Raw genomic sequence first — 17,883 nt, 5'->3', positions numbered from 1 at the left:
TCGTTCTACCTCAGCTTCAGGGTGGCAAGGCCGACCAGTACGAGAATCACGGTGATGATCCAGAAACGGACGATCACGCGTGGCTCGGGCCAGCCCTTGAGTTCAAAGTGGTGGTGAATCGGTGCCATGCGGAACACACGGCGACCGGTCAGCTTGAAAGAGGCAACCTGAATGACCACCGACAGGGTTTCCATCACGAACACGCCGCCCATGATGAACAGGACGATTTCCTGACGGACGATCACGGCGATGGTGCCCAACGCTGCGCCCAGCGCCAGTGCGCCGACGTCGCCCATGAAGACTTGAGCCGGGTATGTGTTGAACCAGAGGAAACCCAGGCCGGCACCGATCAGCGCGCCGCAGAACACGATCAGCTCACCTGCGCCCGGTACATAAGGAATCAGCAGGTATTCGGCAAATTTCACGTTACCCGACAGGTAGCAGAAAATCCCCAGCGCGCCGCCGACCATCACGGTTGGCATGATCGCCAGGCCGTCGAGGCCGTCGGTCAGGTTGACCGCGTTGCTGGAGCCGACGATCACGAAGTAGGTCAGGACCACGAAGCCAACGCCGAGCGCGATGCTGGCGTCTTTGAACATCGGCACGATCAAGGTCGTTTCAACCGCGCTGGGTGCAGTCATATAAAGAAAGATCGCCGCGCCCAGGCCGAACACCGACTGCCAGAAGTATTTCCAGCGGCTCGGCAAGCCACGGGAGTTCTTCTCGATGACTTTGCGGTAATCGTCGACCCAGCCCACGGCACCGAACAGCAGCGTGACCAGCAACACGACCCAGACATAGCGGTTGTGCAGGTCTGCCCAAAGCAAGGTGCTGACACCGATGGCGGTCAGAATCAGTGCGCCGCCCATGGTCGGAGTGCCCGACTTGGACAAGTGCGATTGCGGGCCGTCATTACGGACAGACTGGCCGATCTGGCGGTTCTGCAACGTGCGGATCATCCATGGACCCAGGCACAGCGACAACGACAACGCGGTCAGCACACCGAGAATCCCGCGCAGGGTCAGGTACTGAAAGACTGCGAAGCCTTTGTAGAACTGTTGCAGATACTCCGCTAACAACAGCAGCATTAATGTTTCTCCCCGCTCGAACCGCACAAAGCCGCAACGACGTTTTCCATCGCAGCGCTTCGCGAGCCCTTGATCAAAATAGTGGTGTTTGTATCGTGTTCGGCGCCCAGCGCCGCGATCAGATCAGCCTGATTGGCAAAGTGACGAGCCTGTTCACCGAAGGCTGCGACGGCATGCGCCATCATCGGGCCAACGGCATAAAGCGCGGAAACCTTGCCGCTGGCGTACGCGCCAACGTCGCGGTGCCCCTGCTCCGCCCACTCGCCCAACTCGCCAATATCTCCGAGCACCAGAATGGTGCGACCGGAAAAGCCGGCGAGTATATCAACGGCGGCGCACATTGAGGTGGGGTTCGCGTTGTAAGAGTCATCAATAACGCGCATGCCATTGCTCGCCAGTTGCGCCACAGCACGGCCCTTGACCGGTTGCACCGCATTCAGCCCCGTGGCGATACCGAACAGCGACACACCCAGGGCATGCGCGGCAGCCGCGGCGGCCAGGGCATTGGCAACGTTGTGGTTACCAAGGAGGTTCAGTTGAACCTGCTCGACGCCTTGCGGGCTATGCAGCGTGAAGGACGGGCAACCGCGTTCGTCACGAGCCAGATCAGTGGCATGGAAATCGGCACGGCTGTCGTTCAGGGCAAAGCTCAGCACCTGACGACCGGCGGCACGCTTCTTCCAGATATCAAACGCCTTGTCGTCGAGGTTCAGAACGGCGACGCCATCGGCGTCCAGCCCTTCGAGAATCTCGCCCTTGGCTTCAACGATTTTTTCCGGCCCGCCGAACTCGCCGACGTGGGCGGTCCCGGCGTTGTTGATCACGGCTACATGCGGTTTGGTCATGCCGACGGTGTAGGCAATCTCGCCGATCCGCGAAGCACCCAGCTCGATGACGGCTGCGGTGTGTTCCGCGGCCAGCTCAAGCAAGGTCAGCGGAACGCCGAGGTCATTGTTCAGGTTGCCACGGGTCGCCAGTACCGGACCGCGCGTACGCAGGATGCTCGCGAGCATTTCCTTGGCCGTGGTCTTGCCGCTGGAACCAGTGATTGCCGCGACCGGGTTCGAATACGCAGCACGGTTCAGCGCGCCGAGTTCGCCAAGGGCCTGACGAGTATCCTTGACCAATAGTTGCGGCAGCGTGGAGTTCAGCACTTCACGCTCCACCAGAGCCGCGACCGCGCCTTTGGCAGCCACGTCGTTCAGGTAGTCATGACCGTCGAAACGCGGCCCGGCCAGGGCGACAAACAACTGGCCCGGCTTGATCGCCCGGCTGTCGATACTGACGCCATCGAAGCTGCTATCGGCAGTCAGCAGGCGGCCGGCCAAAGGACCCGCCACTTCGCTCAACTTCAAGGCTTTAAGCATGGGCCACCTCCCACGCGGTCAAGGCACGGTCGGCCTCGACCAGATCGGAGAAGTCATGGCGTTCGCCGTTTATTTCCTGATAGTCCTCGTGACCTTTACCGGCCAGTACGATCACGTCATCCGCACTGGCGCTGGCGATCAACTCGGCAATCGCCTGGCCACGGCCGGCGACGAATCGAACGTTATCCACAGCCGTGAAACCGGCGCGGATGTCGTCGAAAATCTGTGCAGGGTCTTCGCTGCGCGGGTTGTCATCGGTGACCAGCACGCCGTCGGCCAGACGCTCGACCACTTCGGCCATCAGCGGGCGCTTGCCGCGGTCGCGATCACCGCCGCAACCGAACAGGCAGAGCAATTTGCCCTTGGCGTGTGGACGCAGGGCCGTCAGGACTTTTTCCAGCGCATCCGGGGTATGGGCGTAGTCGACCACCACCAGCGGCAGAGTACCGCCGCCCAAACGCTGCATGCGACCGGCCGGACCTTCAAGTTGTGGCAGTACGTGGAGGATTTCATCCAGCGCGTAATTCAGACCGAGCAGGGCACCGACAGCGGCCAGTACGTTGCTCAGGTTGAAGCGGCCGAGCAAGGCACTGCGCAAATGGTGTTCGCCCTGCGGCGTCACCAGTGTGGCGCGCACGCCTTCATCGTCGAACTGCGCTTCACGGCAATAGAGGTAGGCACTGGCGTCTTCGAGACTGTAAGTGATCAGCCGCGACTCAGCCTCTTCAGCCGCGAGTTGCCGACCGAACGCGTCGTCGAGGTTGATCACCCGGCACTTCAGATCGTTCCAGGCAAACAGCTTGGCCTTGGCCTCGCCATAGGCTTGCATGGTCCCGTGATAATCCAGGTGATCGCGCGACAGGTTGGTCATCACCGCCACATCGAACGCCAGTGCTGTCACGCGCCCTTGATCCAGGCCGTGGGAGGACACTTCCATGGCCACGGCTTTGCCGCCGGCCTTTTTCAGGTCGGCCAGGGTTGCCTGTACTGCAATCGGGTTCGGCGTGGTGTGCAGGCCGCTTTCCAGTGCGCCGTAGAAACCGGTGCCCAGGGTGCCAACAATGCCGCAGTGCTGCCCCAACAGGTCCAGCGCTTGTGCGACCAGTTGGGTCACGCTGGTCTTGCCGTTGGTGCCGGTCACGCCAATCAGGTTCAGGTTACGGCTCGGGTCGCCGTAAAAACGCCCGGCAATATCCGACAACTGCGCGGCCAGACCCTTGACCGGAATCAGCGGCACATCGGTAATCGGCAGGACGGTCGCACCTTCGACTTCGTAGGCGACTGCAGCGGCGCCACGTTGCAAGGCATCGGCAATGTGCGCACGACCGTCGAATTTAGCGCCTGGGACGGCCAGGAACAGGTCGCCCGCTCGGACATTACGACTGTCCAGGGTCAGTTCGCGAATCAACAGATCACGGCCAGCGTGGGCGAAGATCTTGGTCAGGCTAAGCGACATCAGCCGCGCCCTCCATTGGCTTTAACAGGGATAACCGGGGTAGCGTTGGCTTGCTGGGTGGGCGGCAGGTTGTCCGGCGTGATGTTCATCAGACGCAGGGTCCCGGACATCACTTTGCTGAACACCGGCGCCGAAACCAGACCACCGAAGTAGCCGGCCTTGCTCGGTTCATCGATGACCACGACGATCGCGTAGCGCGGGTCACTCATGGGACCAAAACCTGCGAACAGCGAGCGGTAGGAGTTCTCGGCGTAGCCTTTGGTGCCCACCGATGTCTTACGTGCCGTACCGGACTTGCCAGCGACGTGATAGGCCGGCACTTGCGCACGGAATACACCGCGCGGCGCTTCGATCACCTGCTGCAACATGCCTTGCATGGTTTTCGCCACGGCTTCCGGGATCACTTGAGTAGTTTGCGCGGCCTTGTCGGTCTTGATCAGGGTCAGCGGTGCAATACGACCGTTGTTGGCCAGCGCCGAGAAGGCGTGGACCAGCTGAATGGCGGTCACCGAAATGCCATAGCCATACGACAGCGTGGCCGTCTCGGCCTTGCGCCATTCGCGGTAGTTCGGCAGGTTGCCGACACGCTCGCCCGGGAAACCCAGACCGGTGTCCTGGCCGAGGCCGACTTTCTGCGCGAGACGGAAAATCGTTTCGCCGCCGATATCGAACGCGACCTTACTCATGCCGACGTTACTGGAGTTGATCAGAATACCGGTCAGGTCAAGCACCGGGCCTTCAGTCTTGGATACGTCCTTGATGGTGTATTTACCAATCTGCAAGCTGCCCGGGTACACCTCGACGGTGTCGCTCGGTTTCCAGCGGCCGGTTTCGATCGCGGCGCTCATGGAGATCGCTTTCATGGTCGAACCCGGTTCGAACACGTCGATCATCGCGCGGTTACGCATCATCGCCGGTTGCAGGTTGCGACGGTTGTTCGGGTTGTAGGTCGGCTGGTTGACCATGGCGAGGATCTCGCCGGTCTTGACGTCCATGATCACCAGGCTGCCAGCCTTGGCGCCGTTCTCGATGATCGCGTTGCGCAGCTCGCGGTTCGCCAGGTATTGCAGACGCAGGTCAATCGACAACGCCAAGGGCTTGCCGGCCTTGGCGTTTTTGGTCACTTGAACGTCTTTGATCAGTCTGCCGCGCCGGTCCTTGATGACCTGGCGCTTGCCAGCGACACCGGCCAGCCATTCGTCGTACGCCAACTCCACGCCTTCACGCCCGTGGTCATCGATGTCGGTAAAGCCGACCATGTGCGCGGTGACTTCGCCAGCCGGGTAGAAACGCCGGAACTCTTCGATGCCGTAAACGCCCGGCACTTTCAGATCGAGCGCGACCTGGCCCTGCTCGGGGGTCAGCCCGCGCACCAGATAGATGAATTCTTTGTTCGCCTGGGCTTCGAGTCGCTCGGCCAGTACTTTAGGGTCCTGCCCCAGCACAGTCGCCAGTGCCGGCCACTTTTCCTTGGCCAGCTGCATTTCCTTGGGGTTGGCCCACAGGGTGGTGACCGGGGTACTCACGGCCAACGGTTCGCCGTTACGGTCGGTGATCAAACCACGGTGAGCCGGGATCGGGATGTGTCGAACACTGCGCGCATCGCCCTGACCAATCAGGAAGTCACGGTCGATCACCTGCAGGTCGACAATGCGCCACGCGATGGCGGCCACCATGACACCCAGCAAGCCAAGCACCACGCGAAACCGCCACGGAAAGAGTGCCCCTTCGAGTTTCATCATGGCGCCACCATCCGTACTTCAGCGGCGCCGGGAATGCGCATCTTCAGTTGTTCAGTGGCCAATACTTCGATACGGCTGTGAGCGGTCCAGGTGCTCTGTTCAAGAATCAACCGGCCCCACTCTGCCTGCGCCTTGTCGCGCACACTCAACTCGTTGTACAGCGAGTTCAGCAGTTGACGGTTCCAGTGAGCGCTATAGGAAACCCCGATCGCGGAGACCAATACGGCAATAAATAGCAGCAGCATGAAAAAGCTTCCGCCTGGAAGTGGCTTGGCGAAGAGCTTGCTCACCGAAGTTTCTCCGCGACACGCATGACGGCGCTACGGGAACGGGGGTTGGCTTTGAGTTCGGCTTCGCCAGCGAACTGCGGTTTGCCATGAATTTTGATTTTCGGCACAAAGGCTTCGAAACGTACCGGCAGGTTGCGCGGCAGATTATCGGTTTCGCCCTTGACCAGTTTGCGCATGAACTGTTTGACGATGCGGTCTTCCAGCGAGTGGAAGCTGATCACCACCAGGCGACCGCCCACTTCGAGGGCTTCAAGCGCGGCTTCGAGGCCGGTCTCAAGATCGCCCAACTCGTTGTTGACGTGAATTCGCAGGCCCTGGAACGCGCGGGTAGCCGGATTCTTGCCCTTCTCCCAGGCAGGGTTGGCGACTTTCAGGACTTCAGCCAGATCACCAGTGCGTTCGAAGGGCTTGATATCGCGGCGCTCGGCCACGGCACGGGCCATACGACCGGAGAAGCGCTCTTCGCCGTATTCCTTGAACACACGGGCAATTTCTTCGACGGGTGCGGTGTTAACGAACTCTGCCGCACTGATCCCGCGAGACGGGTCCATGCGCATGTCCAGCGGGCCGTCATTGAGGAAGCTGAAGCCACGCTCCGGGTCGTCGAGCTGTGGCGAAGACACGCCCAGGTCGAGCAGAACGCCGCTGACCTTGCCGGCCAGACCGCGTTCGGCAACTTCCGAACCGAGCTCGGCAAAGCTGCGCTGTACAATGACAAAGCGGCCGTCTTCGGCCGCTAGCGTTTGCCCGGTGGCAATCGCCTGAGGATCTTTATCGAACCCCAGCAACCGACCATCGGGACCGAGCTGGCTGAGAATCAGGCGGCTATGCCCGCCGCGCCCGAACGTGCCATCCAGATAGCAGCCATCAGGGCGTACGGCGAGAGCCTCAACGGCTTCGTCAAGCAGTACGGTGATGTGGTTAAAGCCGCTATCAATAGTCACAGGATCAAATCACGCAGTTCATCAGGCATGGCGCCCGGTTGTTGAATAGCAGCCAGGTCAGCAGCAGAAACCGCATCCCAGGCATCCTCGTCCCACAATTGGAACTTGTTCAGTTGGCCTACCAGCATTGCGCGCTTATCCAATTTGGCGTATTCGCGCAGACGCGGCGGGACCAGAAAACGACCACTGCCATCGAGCTCGAGGTCGACGGCATTACCAATCAGCAAACGTTGCAAACGGCGGTTCTCTTCGCGAAGCGAAGGCAGTGCGCGCAGTTTGGTTTCAATCAGCTCCCACTCATCGAGCGGGTAAACACATAAACAAGGATCAACGGCATCAATTGTGACAATTAATTGCCCGGAACTTCGCGAAACGAGCTCGTCACGATACCGGCTCGGCATGGCGAGACGGCCTTTTGCATCGAGACTGATAGCGTTAGCTCCGCGAAACACGTCAGCGTTTCTCCAAATTTTAGCGTTTTACGCTTAAAAAACCCACTTCATGCCACTTTCCGCCACTTGCGCACACTATAGGAATGCGCCCACCACACCGTCAAGGCGCGGATTGAAGGAAAACCCTTACAGATCGGAGATTTAGCGCTGCAAAAGAAGGGGTTACGAGTATTTGGCGGATGATTTTGCTCAATAACTTGAAGCAGCACTGGAGGCTACGCTCAGAAGTTAAAGTGATTTGTTAAGAGTAAGATTTTTTCGGTATTACAAAAGCGCTTCTGCTATTGATTCAAGCAGGGAGGGAATTGGCCACTACCCGGGTGATGCGACTAGCGGTTCAAGCGCTGGCTAATCGGTATTACCAAACCCTTCTGCCACTGATTCAAGCAGGGAGGGTAATCACTACTGTATCGGAGCCTCTGCCAGGGGGCGGCAGATGGCTAATCAGTATTACCACGTCCTTCCGCTAAAGATTCAAGCCGAAGGAACAAAAAGGTGGAGAGTCGATCTATAAGCCGGGTTCTGTCTTGAACAGTCATTCGTCTACGATGGCCATCACTGGACATCTTTAGCAACCTACCCGGTCCCAGCGCGGGCCACGCCTTGGGACCCTATTTGGTCTTGCTCCAAGTGGGGTTTACCTAGCCACGAACTGTTGCCAGTCGTGCGGTGCGCTCTTACCGCACCTTTTCACCCTTACCGGCACCGAAGTGCTTAGGCGGTTATTTTCTGTGGCACTTTCCGTAGGCTCACGCCTCCCAGGCATTACCTGGCACTTCGCCCTATGGAGCCCGGACTTTCCTCCCCCCCCTAATTTTCATAGAGGGCAGCGACTGTCCAATCGACTCTCCGCCGCAAAGGTTAACGGCAGAGAGCCCGAAGAACAAGCGATAAAAGCCTTTTGCCGCTCTACAACCCGCGTTTTTACTCGCCTTTCTGTTTATCCAGGGCCACCTGGTAGAGAACGTTCTTGCGCTCACCGGTAATTTGCGCCGCCAACGCCGCTGCACGCTTGAGTGGCATTTCCTCGAGCAGCAGATTGAGAATACGCATCGCCTCGCTACTCACCGCCTCCTCACTCTCAGGCGCCGACCAACCGGACACCAACACCACACACTCGCCGCGCTGCTGATTGCTATCGTTCTCGACAAATGCACGCAACTCGGCCAACGGCAGCCCCTTGAGGGTTTCGAAGGTTTTGGTCAGCTCGCGAGCGAGCAACGCCGGACGCTCGGCACCGAACACCAGCTCCATGTCCTGCAAGCACTCGAGAATCCGGTGTGGCGCTTCGTAAAAGATCAACGTACGCGGCTCTTCCTTTATGGACTCCAGACGCGCACGTCGCCCTACCGCCTTGGCCGGCAAAAAGCCTTCGAAGATGAACCGGTCGGATGGCAACCCCGCCGCAGACAAGGCCGCAATCAACGCGCAGGCACCGGGAACCGGTACTACATTGATACCTGCCGCCCGTGCCTGACGCACCAGGTGATAACCCGGATCAGAGATCAGCGGCGTTCCCGCATCGGAGATCAGCGCGACATTGTCACCGGCCAGCAAACGCGTGATAAAGCGACTGCCTTCATCGCGCTCATTGTGCTCATGACACGCCGCCAGCGGCGTGGCGATCCCGAAATGTTGCAGCAACCGCAAGGAGTGACGAGTGTCTTCAGCCGCGATCAACGCCACGTCACGCAAGATTTTCAGCGCCCGCGCACTGATGTCATCCAGGTTGCCGATGGGCGTCGCCACCACATAAAGCGAGCCAGCAACGGAATTCAAAGCACCTGGAGCAGTCAAAGCGCACACCTCATGATCGGTAAAACCGGCATTGTAGCGCGTAGAAGTGCCTTGAATACGCGCAGCGATCATCTTGCTCCACGCCCTTTTGTTGATCGTCGTAACATTTACACGACCTAAATTGAAGGTTTCACGCCAGTAACATCGCGCCCCGGCCAGCGCTTGGGTACAATTCCACGCTAATTTGATCGAGTATCAGGAACATTACATGATCGCTTGCCTGCGGCTGTTCTCTGCCCTCTGCCTCGCTGCTCTGTTGGCGGCTTGCGCCAGCTCGCCCTCCTCCAGCCTTGGCGAACTTCCACGGACTGCGGATGCCAGTATCGAGCAATTGCTCGAACAGGCCGCCACCAGCAAAACGCCGGAGAAGGCCGCCCTGTTGCGCCTGAGCGCGGCAGACCTGGCCTACCGCCAGGGTAATGCCGGCCAGTCGGCACAAATCCTTCAGCAGGTCCCAATGGACCAGTTGAAACCCGGCCAACAGGTATACGCCAGCACCCTGGCCGCCGAACTGGCGTTGACTCGCAACCAGCCCAAGGCAGCACTGACCGCCTTGAGCCATCCGAGCCAGCAACACCTGAGCGAGATGCCGGTCGAGCAACAAGTACGCACCGGCACCGTCCATGCGCGCGCCCTCGAAGCAGACGGCCAGACCCTGGCCGCCGCCCGCGAACGCATCTTTATCGCCCCACTGCTCAAGGATGACGCGGCCAGCAAAAACCACGAGGCCATCTGGGCACTCATTGCGTCCTTGCCGACCGATCAACTGCAACCCATCACCACCGACGACCTCGGCGGCTGGATGAGCCTGGCCGTGGCGGTGAAAAACGCCGCTACGCTGGAACAGCAGCAGGCCGCCATCGACAACTGGCGCGCCCAGCACCCTAAACACCCTGCTGCACTTGTGCTGCCACTGCCTTTGACCAAACTCAAGGAACTGGCCAGCCAACCGCTCAGCAAGATCGGCCTGCTGCTGCCGCAAGACGGTCCGCTGGCGTCGGTCGCCAAGGCACTGCGCGAAGGGTTCATGGCGGCTCACTACCAGGCTCAACAAGCCGGGCAGAAGCCGCCTGCCATCGAGTTCTATGACAGCTCGCACCTGACCTCGCTGGACGACTTCTATCGCAAGGCACAAGCCGACGGCGTACAACTGGTCATCGGCCCGCTGGAAAAACCGCTGGTTAAACAACTCAGCACTCGCCCGCAACTGCCGATCACCACGCTGGCGCTGAACTACAGTGAAGGCGAGCAAGGACCGGCCCAACTGTTCCAGTTCGGCCTGGCTGCCGAAGACGAAGCCCGCGAAGTTTCCCGCCGGGCACGCGCCGACGGCCTGCACCGCGCCGCGGCCTTGGTACCGAAAGGCGAATGGGGCGATCGCGTGCTCAAAGCCTTCCGCCAGGACTGGGAAGCCAACGGCGGCACCGTCGTGGGCATTGAACGCGTTGATCAGCCAGTGGCCCTGGCTCAGCAAATCGCCGACCTGTTCCAACTGCGTCAGAGCGAAGGTCGCGCCAAGAGCCTGCAAAGTACCGTAGGCTCGCAAGTGGCTGCACAGCCTTCGCGCCGCCAGGACATCGAGTTCATTTTCCTCGCCTCGACACCGCAGCAAGCCCAGCAGATCAAGCCAACGCTGAACTTCCAATACGCAGGTGACGTGCCGGTTTATGCCACGTCCCACGTATTCAGCGCCAGCGGCGACCAGAACCAGTACAACGACATGAACGGCGTTCGCTTCTGCGAAACCCCATGGCTGCTGGACGCCAACGACCCGCTGCGCAGACAAGTGACCGCTCAATGGCCACAAGCTGCGGGCAGCCTGGGCCGCCTCTACGCAATGGGTGTCGACGCCTATCGCCTGGCGCCGCGACTGGGCCAACTCAAGGCACTGCCAGACAGCACCATCGAAGGTCAGTCGGGCACCCTGAGCATGACCCCGTCGCAACGCGTTCAGCGTCAACTGCCATGGGCACAGTTCATCAACGGCCAGGTTCAACGCCTGCCTGATACGCCGCGCTGATGCCCGACAGGTCACGCCAACAAAGCGGTCGAGATGCTGAAAGCCAGGCGCTCAAGCATCTCCAGCAACAAGGTCTGCGCCTCCTGGCGCAGAACTGGTTGTGTAAACGCGGCGAGCTTGATCTGGTCATGCTTGACGGCGATACAGTAGTATTCGTCGAAGTCCGCTACAGACAAAACACCCAATGGGGTGGCGCGCTCGGCAGCATCGATGCGCGCAAGCGTCAGAAATTGATACTCGCCGCGCAGTATTTTCTGCAGCGCGAGTTGCGCTGGGCCAACTCCCCCTGCCGTTTCGACGTAGTTGCCATAGACGGCAGCGCAGCTCATTTGAACTGGCTAAGGAACGCCTTTGACAGCTGACTGCTCAAAGGCAAGGCCGATCTTCACTCAACACTTTTGCTCTTTGCTTTGCGGGCTGCACATTGCTGTGCCACCAAGCCGCGCTACTTAAGGTCACACAGATGGACATGCAATCGCGAATTCGCCAGCTTTTTCAGGCCAGTATCGATACCAAGCAACAGGCGATGGACGTACTTGCACCGCACATCGAGCAAGCCAGCCAGGTGATGGTCAATGCCCTGCTCAACGAAGGCAAAATGCTCTCGTGCGGCAACGGCGGTTCAGCCGGTGACGCACAACACTTCTCCTCCGAGCTGCTCAACCGCTTCGAGCGCGAACGCCCGAGCTTGCCGGCGATTGCGCTGACGACCGACAGCTCGACGATCACCTCGATCGCCAACGACTACAGTTACAACGAAATCTTCTCCAAACAGATCCGCGCGCTCGGCCAACCCGGCGACGTGCTGCTGGCGATTTCCACCAGCGGCAACTCGGCAAACATTATTCAAGCGATCCAGGCCGCACATGATCGCGAAATGATTGTCGTAGCATTGACCGGACGCGATGGCGGCGGTATGGCATCGCTGTTATTGCCCGAAGACGTCGAAATACGCGTGCCGGCCAATGTCACTGCACGTATTCAGGAAGTCCACCTGCTGGCGATCCACTGTCTTTGCGACTTGATCGACAGCCAACTGTTCGGGAGTGAAGAATGACCCTTAATCGCCTTGGCCTTCTGGCCTTGACTCTAAGCCTGGGCATCAGCGGCTGCACCTCGGTACTCACCGCGACCCGCGACGCCCCCATTGAAGACGATCGCGGCACTCGCACCTTCGGCAGCAAGATCGACGACTCCCTGATCGAAACCAAGGTCGGCGTGAACGTGGCCAAGGCCAGCCCGGACCTGGATAAAGGCTCGCGCATCATCGTCACCAGCTTCAACGGTGTGGTGCTGCTCGCCGGGCAAACACCACGCCCCGACCTCAAGGAACTGGCCGGACAAGCCGCCGCTGCAGTTCAGCGGGTAAAGACCGTGCACAACGAACTGCAGGTGATGCAGCCTTCGTCGATACTGGCCCGCAATAACGATGCCTGGCTGACCACCAAGATCAAAACCCAGATGCTCGCCGACGCCAGCATCCCGGGCTCGCGCATCAAAGTTGTGACCGAGAACGGTATCGTTTACTTGCTGGGCCTGCTGACCAAGCAGGAAGCCGACCAGGCCACCAACCTGGTGCAGGGCGTTTCTGGCGTACAGAAGATTGTGAAGCTGTTCGAGTACATCGACTGATCTACCGCTCCTGCGTAACAAAAAAGGCGATCCTTGCGGATCGCCTTTTTTATTATTTCACTACCTTCAAGCTTGGCCGGCCGCTTGGACGCGGTGGCTCGCTGCCGGGTGGTGGAAGATCATCATCCGGCTCGATCTCTTCCTCGTCTTCCATAGGCGACTCCAGATCGAAGACCATGCCCTGACCGTTCTCCCGGGCGTAAATGCCGAGGATCGCAGCGATAGGCACGTACAGCGTATGCGGCACGCCACCGAAGCGCCCTTCAAAGCTGACCGCATCATTATCCATGTGCAGATGACGCACTGCCGCAGGCGATACGTTCAGGACAATTTGTCCGTCACTGGCAAAGCCTTGCGGCACCTGCACCGACGGATACTCGGAATTGACCAGCAGGTGCGGGGTGCAATCGTTGTCCACAATCCACTCGTAGAGCGCGCGGACCAAATAAGGTCGACTGGAGTTCATAGCGGCTCCTTAAGCCTCAGCGCATATCGCGTTCGACACCAGACAGACTCGCCTGGAAAGCCTCGCGCGCAAACTGGCGCTCCATGTAATCAAGCAGCGGCTTGGCAGGCCGCGGCAGTTCAATACCCAAAATCGGTAAGCGCCAGAGTATTGGCAGTAGGCAACAATCCACCAGACTTTGTTCCTCACTCAAGAAAAACGGCTTGTCGGCGAACAGCGGCGAAACGCCCGTCAGGCTCTCACGCAATTCCTTGCGAGCCTGCACACGTGCCGGCTCCTTGGTCCGCGAATCCAGAATCAGATCCACCAGAACACACCAGTCACGTTGAATACGGTGAATCAGCAGACGACTGTTGGCACGCGCCACCGGATAAACCGGCAGCAAAGGTGGATGCGGGTAACGCTCATCCAGATATTCCATCACCACGGTCGACTCCCACAACGCAAGGTCACGATCGACCAGGGTGGGCAAGCTGCCGTAAGGGTTCACTTCGATCAGCTTTGGCGGCTGACGGCCCGCCTCCACACTGATGATCTCGGCGCTGACACCCTTCTCTGCCAGTACGATACGCACTCGGTGGGAATAGTGGTCGGCGGGGTCGGAGTAACAGGCCAACCGATTGGTCACGCCCATGGCGGTCCTCCTCGCTTGTTGAAATTATCGGAAGCGGAAAAACGAGCGCGCCCAGAGGGCGTCTCCCGTAACGTCTGAATGACCAGACTCGTTACACGTTCAGAGACGCCCTTGGGCGCGCGCGATTAACAGCAATTGCTTAAAGCTTTATCAATGCACGTCTTTCCAGTATTCACGCTTGAGCAAGTAAGCGAATACGAAGAAGAACGCCAGGTACAGCAACACATAGGTACCGATGCGCTGATGCTGCAGCTTCACCGGGTTGGCCGAATAGGCCAGGAAGGTCACCAGATTCTTGACCTTCTCGTCGAACTGCTCTTCGTTCAGTGCACCGGTTTTCGGCACGATGGTCAGCTGATCGCACGCTTCATGAGTCAGCTTCGTGCCGGTCAGCGGATCATACTGCTTCTTGCCGTCTTCGACGATTTGAACTTGCTTGCAGCCTATCACCTGCCGACCCTGCAGGCCGACCAGAACGTTAGGCATACCGACGTTCGGGAACACCTTGTTGTTCACGCCCCAAGGACGAGTCGGGTCTTCATAGAACGACCGCAGGTAGCCATAGAGCCAGTCAGTACCACGAACGCGAGCCACCAGCGTCAGGTCGGGCGGCGCAGCGCCGAACCAGGACTTGGCGTCTGCCGGCTGCATGCCGATGCTCATGTGGTCACCGATCTTGGCGCCCGTGAACACCAGGTTCTTCAGCATCAGATCATGAGGAATCCCCAGATCGTCGGCAACGCGCTCATAGCGCTGGAACTTGGCACTGTGGCAGCCCATGCAGTAGTTGGCGAACGTACGCGCGCCATCTTGCATTGCCGCTTTATCGGAGACGTCGATATCGACTTTTTCGAGCTCTGGACCACCGTGCTCGGCCGCGAAGGACAAGACAGGCAACGCAGCAAGAATCAGTACAGCAAATAGCTTTTTCATCAGCCAGTCACCCTTTCCGGAACCGGTTTGGTCTTCTCGAGCCTGGTGTAGAACGGCATCAGAATGAAGTAGGCGAAGTACAGGAAGGTACAGACCTGCGACAGCAACGTACGTTCCGGAGTAGGCGCCATGACGCCCAGCCAGCCAAGAATCACGAAGGAGATGCAGAACACCCAGAGCCAGATCCTGCTCAGCCAGCCCTTGTAGCGCATGGACTTGACCGGACTACGGTCGAGCCACGGCAGGACGAACAGCAAGGCAATCGAAGCACCCATGGCCACAACGCCCAGGAGCTTGTCCGGAACCGCACGCAGAATCGCGTAGAACGGGGTGAAGTACCAGACCGGGGCAATGTGTTCCGGGGTCTTGAAGGCGTTCGCTACTTCGAAGTTCGGCTTCTCGAGGAAGTAACCGCCCATTTCCGGGAAGAAGAACACGATCGCGCAGAAGATGAACAGGAACACCACCACGCCGACGATATCTTTCACGGTGTAGTACGGGTGGAAGGCAATGCCGTCCAGCGGTACGCCGTTTTCATCCTTGTGTTTCTTGATGTCCACGCCGTCCGGGTTGTTCGAGCCGACTTCGTGCAGCGCCAGAACGTGCAGCACCACCAGACCGAGAATCACGATCGGCAAGGCCACGACGTGCAAGGCGAAGAAGCGGTTCAGGGTGATGCCCGAAATCAGGTAGTCACCACGGATCCACTGGGTCAGGTCGTTACCGATGACCGGGATCGCACCGAACAGCGAGATGATCACCTGGGCGCCCCAGTAGGACATCTGGCCCCACGGTAGCAGGTAGCCCATGAAGGCTTCAGCCATCAGCGCCAGGTAGATCAGCATGCCGAAGACCCACACCAGCTCACGCGGCTTCTGGTACGAACCGTAGAGCAGGCCACGGAACATATGCAGGTAAACCACGATGAAGAACGCCGAAGCGCCGGTGGAGTGCAGCAGACGCAGGATCGAGCCGTACTCGACGTCGCGCATGATGTATTCGACGGAGGCGAATGCCTCTTCCGCCGACGGGGTGTAGCTCATGGTCAGCCAGACGCCGGTTACGATCTGGTTAACCAGAACCAACAGTGCCAGGGAACCAAAGAAATAGAAGAAGTTGAAGTTCTTCGGGGCGTAGTACTTGCTGAGATGGTCTTCCCACATTTTAGTGGCAGGAAAGCGCGCATCAACCCAATCCATGAACTTGCTCATCACGCTTTCTCCGTATCGACGCCGATGACAATGATGTCGTTCGACTCATAGGAATGCGGGGGAACTGGCAGATTCAAAGGCGCGGGTTGCGACTTGAAGACGCGGCCAGCCAGATCGTAGTGGGAACCGTGGCAAGGGCAGAAATAACCACCTACCCATTTCGGGCCGAGATCGGCAGGCGCTACTTCTGGGCGAAAGGTCGGCGAGCAACCCAAGTGCGTGCAAATACCGATCAGCAGCAGAACTTCCGGCTTGATCGAGCGCGTCTTGGGGTCCACGTAAGTTGGCTGTACCGAATTCTTGGAGTCTGGATCAGAGAGGTCACCCTCGATCTTTGCAAGATTCCCCAAAATCTCCTGCGTACGGCGGACGATGAATACCGGCTGACCGCGCCATTCAGCAATCATTTGCTGACCTGGTTCGATTTTACTGACATTCACTTTCACCGGTGCACCTGCGGCTTTCGCCTTGGCACTGGGAAACCATGACCCCACGAACGGGACCGCAGCCCCCACCGCTCCTGCAGCACCCACCACGGATGTGGCTGCTACCAAGAAGCGACGCCGGCCTGCATTCACGCCGTCATTGCTCATTCAGTCCTCTCCCATCAGCTTTGTGGCCTGTTAAATCAGGCATCTACTAAGTAAAAATCTGAACTTATAAAAATTTTGCAGAATGGTAATGAAAAGCCCCAGTTCTGACAAGGTAATTACCATCCGGGGTCAGCGCCAAGCCTTGTAGTATAGGGGCTCTACGGATGTGGCAAGTTGTCACATCATAAATCTTTAAGCAAAAAAAACGCCCAGCTCCGCGAGGAGACTGGGCGCTTTGAACGCGAAAGCGAATTAACGCTTCGAGTACTGCGGACGCTTACGCGCTTTACGCAGACCCACTTTCTTACGTTCAACTTCACGTGCGTCACGAGTAACGAAGCCGGCTTTGCGCAGAGCACCGCGCAGAGTTTCGTCGTACTGCATCAGAGCGCGAGTGATACCGTGGCGGATTGCGCCAGCTTGACCACTTACACCACCACCGATCACGGTAACGTAGATGTCGAACTTCTCGACAGTCTCAGTCAATTCCAGCGGCTGACGAACTACCATGCGGGCAGTTTCGCGACCGAAGAAATTATCCAGGGAGCGGTTGTTGATGGAGATGTTACCAGTGCCCGGACGCAGGAAAACGCGTGCGGTTGCGGTCTTGCGACGGCCAGTGCCGTAATTTTGAGTCGCCGACATAATGAACTATTCCGTTAAAACTTCAGTTCTTGGGGCTGCTGAGCAGTATGAGGGTGTGCAGCGCCCGCATAGACTTTCAGCTTACGATACATGTCGCGACCCAGCGGGTTCTTAGGCAGCATGCCTTTGACCGCGGTCTCGATCACGCGCTCAGGGGCTTTAGCGATCAGCTTTTCGAAGTTGATCGACTTGATGCCGCCCGGGAAACCGGAGTGGGAGTAGTAGATTTTGTCGGTGGTTTTAGCACCGGTCACACGAATCTGCTCGGCATTGATAACGACGATGTAGTCGCCGGTGTCAACGTGAGGAGTGTACTCAGGCTTGTGCTTGCCACGCAGACGGCTCGCGATCTCGGTGGCCAGACGACCCAGGGTCTGACCAGCAGCGTCGACGACAAACCAGTCGCGCTTTACTGTTTCCGGTTTAGCAGTAAAAGTTTTCATTCTTTATAGCCTCAGGGGCCGCCCTGTAAATTTAGACGGCGGATCTTACTGAATAGTGCGTACTTTGACAAGTCAAAGGCAGCCGGGTACAGACGCTATCGGGGGCTCGGGTCGGCGCGTCCGTTCAACGGCAAGATTCTTCGGCAGGCGGCGCATCACTTCCACTGCAG

At 58.8% G+C, this 17,883-nt stretch carries 19 protein-coding genes and 1 other RNA gene; 4 read left to right on the top strand and 16 right to left on the bottom strand.

Annotated features, from left to right (window positions below):
• Positions 1–5 precede the first annotated feature (5 nt).
• The 9 genes from mraY to rsmI all read right to left on the bottom strand — a co-directional run bounded on the left by mraY (position 6) and on the right by rsmI (position 9,136).
• Positions 6–1,088, bottom strand: coding sequence for a phospho-N-acetylmuramoyl-pentapeptide-transferase (gene mraY, locus FPT12_RS05700; protein ID WP_145015028.1), 1,083 nt, complete (start codon positions 1,086–1,088; stop codon positions 6–8).
• Entirely contained in the window at positions 1,088–2,455 is a 1,368-nt protein-coding gene (murF, locus tag FPT12_RS05695) for a UDP-N-acetylmuramoyl-tripeptide--D-alanyl-D-alanine ligase (RefSeq protein ID WP_145015027.1), read from the bottom strand. The genes mraY and murF overlap by 1 nt, the downstream gene beginning before the upstream one ends.
• Positions 2,448–3,911 (bottom strand): UDP-N-acetylmuramoyl-L-alanyl-D-glutamate--2,6-diaminopimelate ligase, encoded by a 1,464-nt coding sequence (locus FPT12_RS05690; protein ID WP_145015026.1) that lies wholly within the window; start codon positions 3,909–3,911, stop codon positions 2,448–2,450. Before FPT12_RS05690 ends, murF begins: the two co-directional genes overlap by 8 nt.
• Positions 3,911–5,650 carry a penicillin-binding protein 2 gene (locus tag FPT12_RS05685; RefSeq protein WP_178098637.1) on the bottom strand — a complete coding sequence of 580 codons (1,740 nt, stop codon included), beginning with the start codon at positions 5,648–5,650 and terminating at the stop codon, positions 3,911–3,913. The genes FPT12_RS05690 and FPT12_RS05685 overlap by 1 nt, the downstream gene beginning before the upstream one ends.
• Entirely contained in the window at positions 5,650–5,943 is a 294-nt protein-coding gene (gene ftsL, locus FPT12_RS05680) for a cell division protein FtsL (protein WP_054595708.1), read from the bottom strand. The genes FPT12_RS05685 and ftsL overlap by 1 nt, the downstream gene beginning before the upstream one ends.
• Positions 5,940–6,887, bottom strand: a complete 948-nt coding sequence (rsmH, locus tag FPT12_RS05675; protein WP_371922498.1) for a 16S rRNA (cytosine(1402)-N(4))-methyltransferase RsmH — start codon at positions 6,885–6,887, stop codon at positions 5,940–5,942. The genes ftsL and rsmH overlap by 4 nt, the downstream gene beginning before the upstream one ends.
• A complete protein-coding gene (mraZ, locus tag FPT12_RS05670) occupies positions 6,884–7,339 on the bottom strand; it encodes a division/cell wall cluster transcriptional repressor MraZ (protein WP_019693566.1) in 456 nt (151 codons plus the stop codon). Before mraZ ends, rsmH begins: the two co-directional genes overlap by 4 nt.
• 495 nt (positions 7,340–7,834) lie before the next feature.
• Positions 7,835–8,188: RNase P RNA component class A (gene rnpB, locus FPT12_RS05665), an RNA gene on the bottom strand.
• Between the two features lie 75 nt (positions 8,189–8,263).
• Complete coding sequence (rsmI, locus tag FPT12_RS05660; RefSeq protein WP_145015210.1) at positions 8,264–9,136, bottom strand: 16S rRNA (cytidine(1402)-2'-O)-methyltransferase; 873 nt, start codon at positions 9,134–9,136, stop codon at positions 8,264–8,266.
• Positions 9,137–9,344: 208 nt separating this feature from the next.
• Here rsmI and FPT12_RS05655 point away from each other — a divergent pair, with 208 nt between their 5' ends.
• The 4 genes from FPT12_RS05655 (at position 9,345) to FPT12_RS05640 (ending at position 12,788) form a co-directional block, all read left to right on the top strand.
• Positions 9,345–11,156: a penicillin-binding protein activator gene (locus tag FPT12_RS05655; RefSeq protein ID WP_145015024.1), complete on the top strand. Its 1,812-nt coding sequence runs from the start codon at positions 9,345–9,347 to the stop codon at positions 11,154–11,156.
• The gene (locus FPT12_RS05650; RefSeq protein ID WP_145015023.1) at positions 11,156–11,518 is read left to right on the top strand and encodes a YraN family protein; all 363 of its coding nucleotides are present in this window, start codon (positions 11,156–11,158) and stop codon (positions 11,516–11,518) included. The genes FPT12_RS05655 and FPT12_RS05650 overlap by 1 nt, the downstream gene beginning before the upstream one ends.
• A gap of 101 nt (positions 11,519–11,619) precedes the next feature.
• Positions 11,620–12,213, top strand: a complete 594-nt coding sequence (locus FPT12_RS05645; RefSeq protein ID WP_007904374.1) for a phosphoheptose isomerase — start codon at positions 11,620–11,622, stop codon at positions 12,211–12,213.
• Positions 12,210–12,788 carry a BON domain-containing protein gene (locus FPT12_RS05640; protein ID WP_145015022.1) on the top strand — a complete coding sequence of 193 codons (579 nt, stop codon included), beginning with the start codon at positions 12,210–12,212 and terminating at the stop codon, positions 12,786–12,788. The genes FPT12_RS05645 and FPT12_RS05640 overlap by 4 nt, the downstream gene beginning before the upstream one ends.
• Before the next feature lie 52 nt (positions 12,789–12,840).
• Here the strand turns inward: FPT12_RS05640 and FPT12_RS05635 are convergent, their stop codons facing one another.
• The 7 genes from FPT12_RS05635 to rplM all read right to left on the bottom strand — a co-directional run bounded on the left by FPT12_RS05635 (position 12,841) and on the right by rplM (position 17,713).
• Complete coding sequence (locus FPT12_RS05635; protein WP_145015021.1) at positions 12,841–13,254, bottom strand: ClpXP protease specificity-enhancing factor; 414 nt, start codon at positions 13,252–13,254, stop codon at positions 12,841–12,843.
• Between the two features lie 16 nt (positions 13,255–13,270).
• A complete protein-coding gene (locus tag FPT12_RS05630; RefSeq protein WP_019693572.1) occupies positions 13,271–13,888 on the bottom strand; it encodes a glutathione S-transferase N-terminal domain-containing protein in 618 nt (205 codons plus the stop codon).
• Between the two features lie 150 nt (positions 13,889–14,038).
• On the bottom strand, positions 14,039–14,821 hold the full coding sequence (locus tag FPT12_RS05625) for a cytochrome c1 (RefSeq protein ID WP_145015020.1): 783 nt from the start codon (positions 14,819–14,821) through the stop codon (positions 14,039–14,041).
• Entirely contained in the window at positions 14,821–16,032 is a 1,212-nt protein-coding gene (locus FPT12_RS05620; RefSeq protein ID WP_054595702.1) for a cytochrome bc complex cytochrome b subunit, read from the bottom strand. Before FPT12_RS05620 ends, FPT12_RS05625 begins: the two co-directional genes overlap by 1 nt.
• Entirely contained in the window at positions 16,032–16,625 is a 594-nt protein-coding gene (petA, locus tag FPT12_RS05615) for a ubiquinol-cytochrome c reductase iron-sulfur subunit (protein ID WP_019693575.1), read from the bottom strand. The genes FPT12_RS05620 and petA overlap by 1 nt, the downstream gene beginning before the upstream one ends.
• A 252-nt stretch (positions 16,626–16,877) precedes the next feature.
• Positions 16,878–17,270, bottom strand: a complete 393-nt coding sequence (rpsI, locus tag FPT12_RS05610; protein WP_002555064.1) for a 30S ribosomal protein S9 — start codon at positions 17,268–17,270, stop codon at positions 16,878–16,880.
• Positions 17,271–17,284: 14 nt separating this feature from the next.
• A complete protein-coding gene (gene rplM, locus FPT12_RS05605; RefSeq protein WP_019693576.1) occupies positions 17,285–17,713 on the bottom strand; it encodes a 50S ribosomal protein L13 in 429 nt (142 codons plus the stop codon).
• Positions 17,714–17,883 lie beyond the last annotated feature (170 nt).

It is taken from the genome of Pseudomonas sp. H3(2019) (assembly GCF_007713465.1).
Classification (GTDB): Bacteria; Pseudomonadota; Gammaproteobacteria; order Pseudomonadales; family Pseudomonadaceae; genus Aquipseudomonas.
This window is presented reverse-complemented; position numbering and strand designations above follow the sequence as displayed.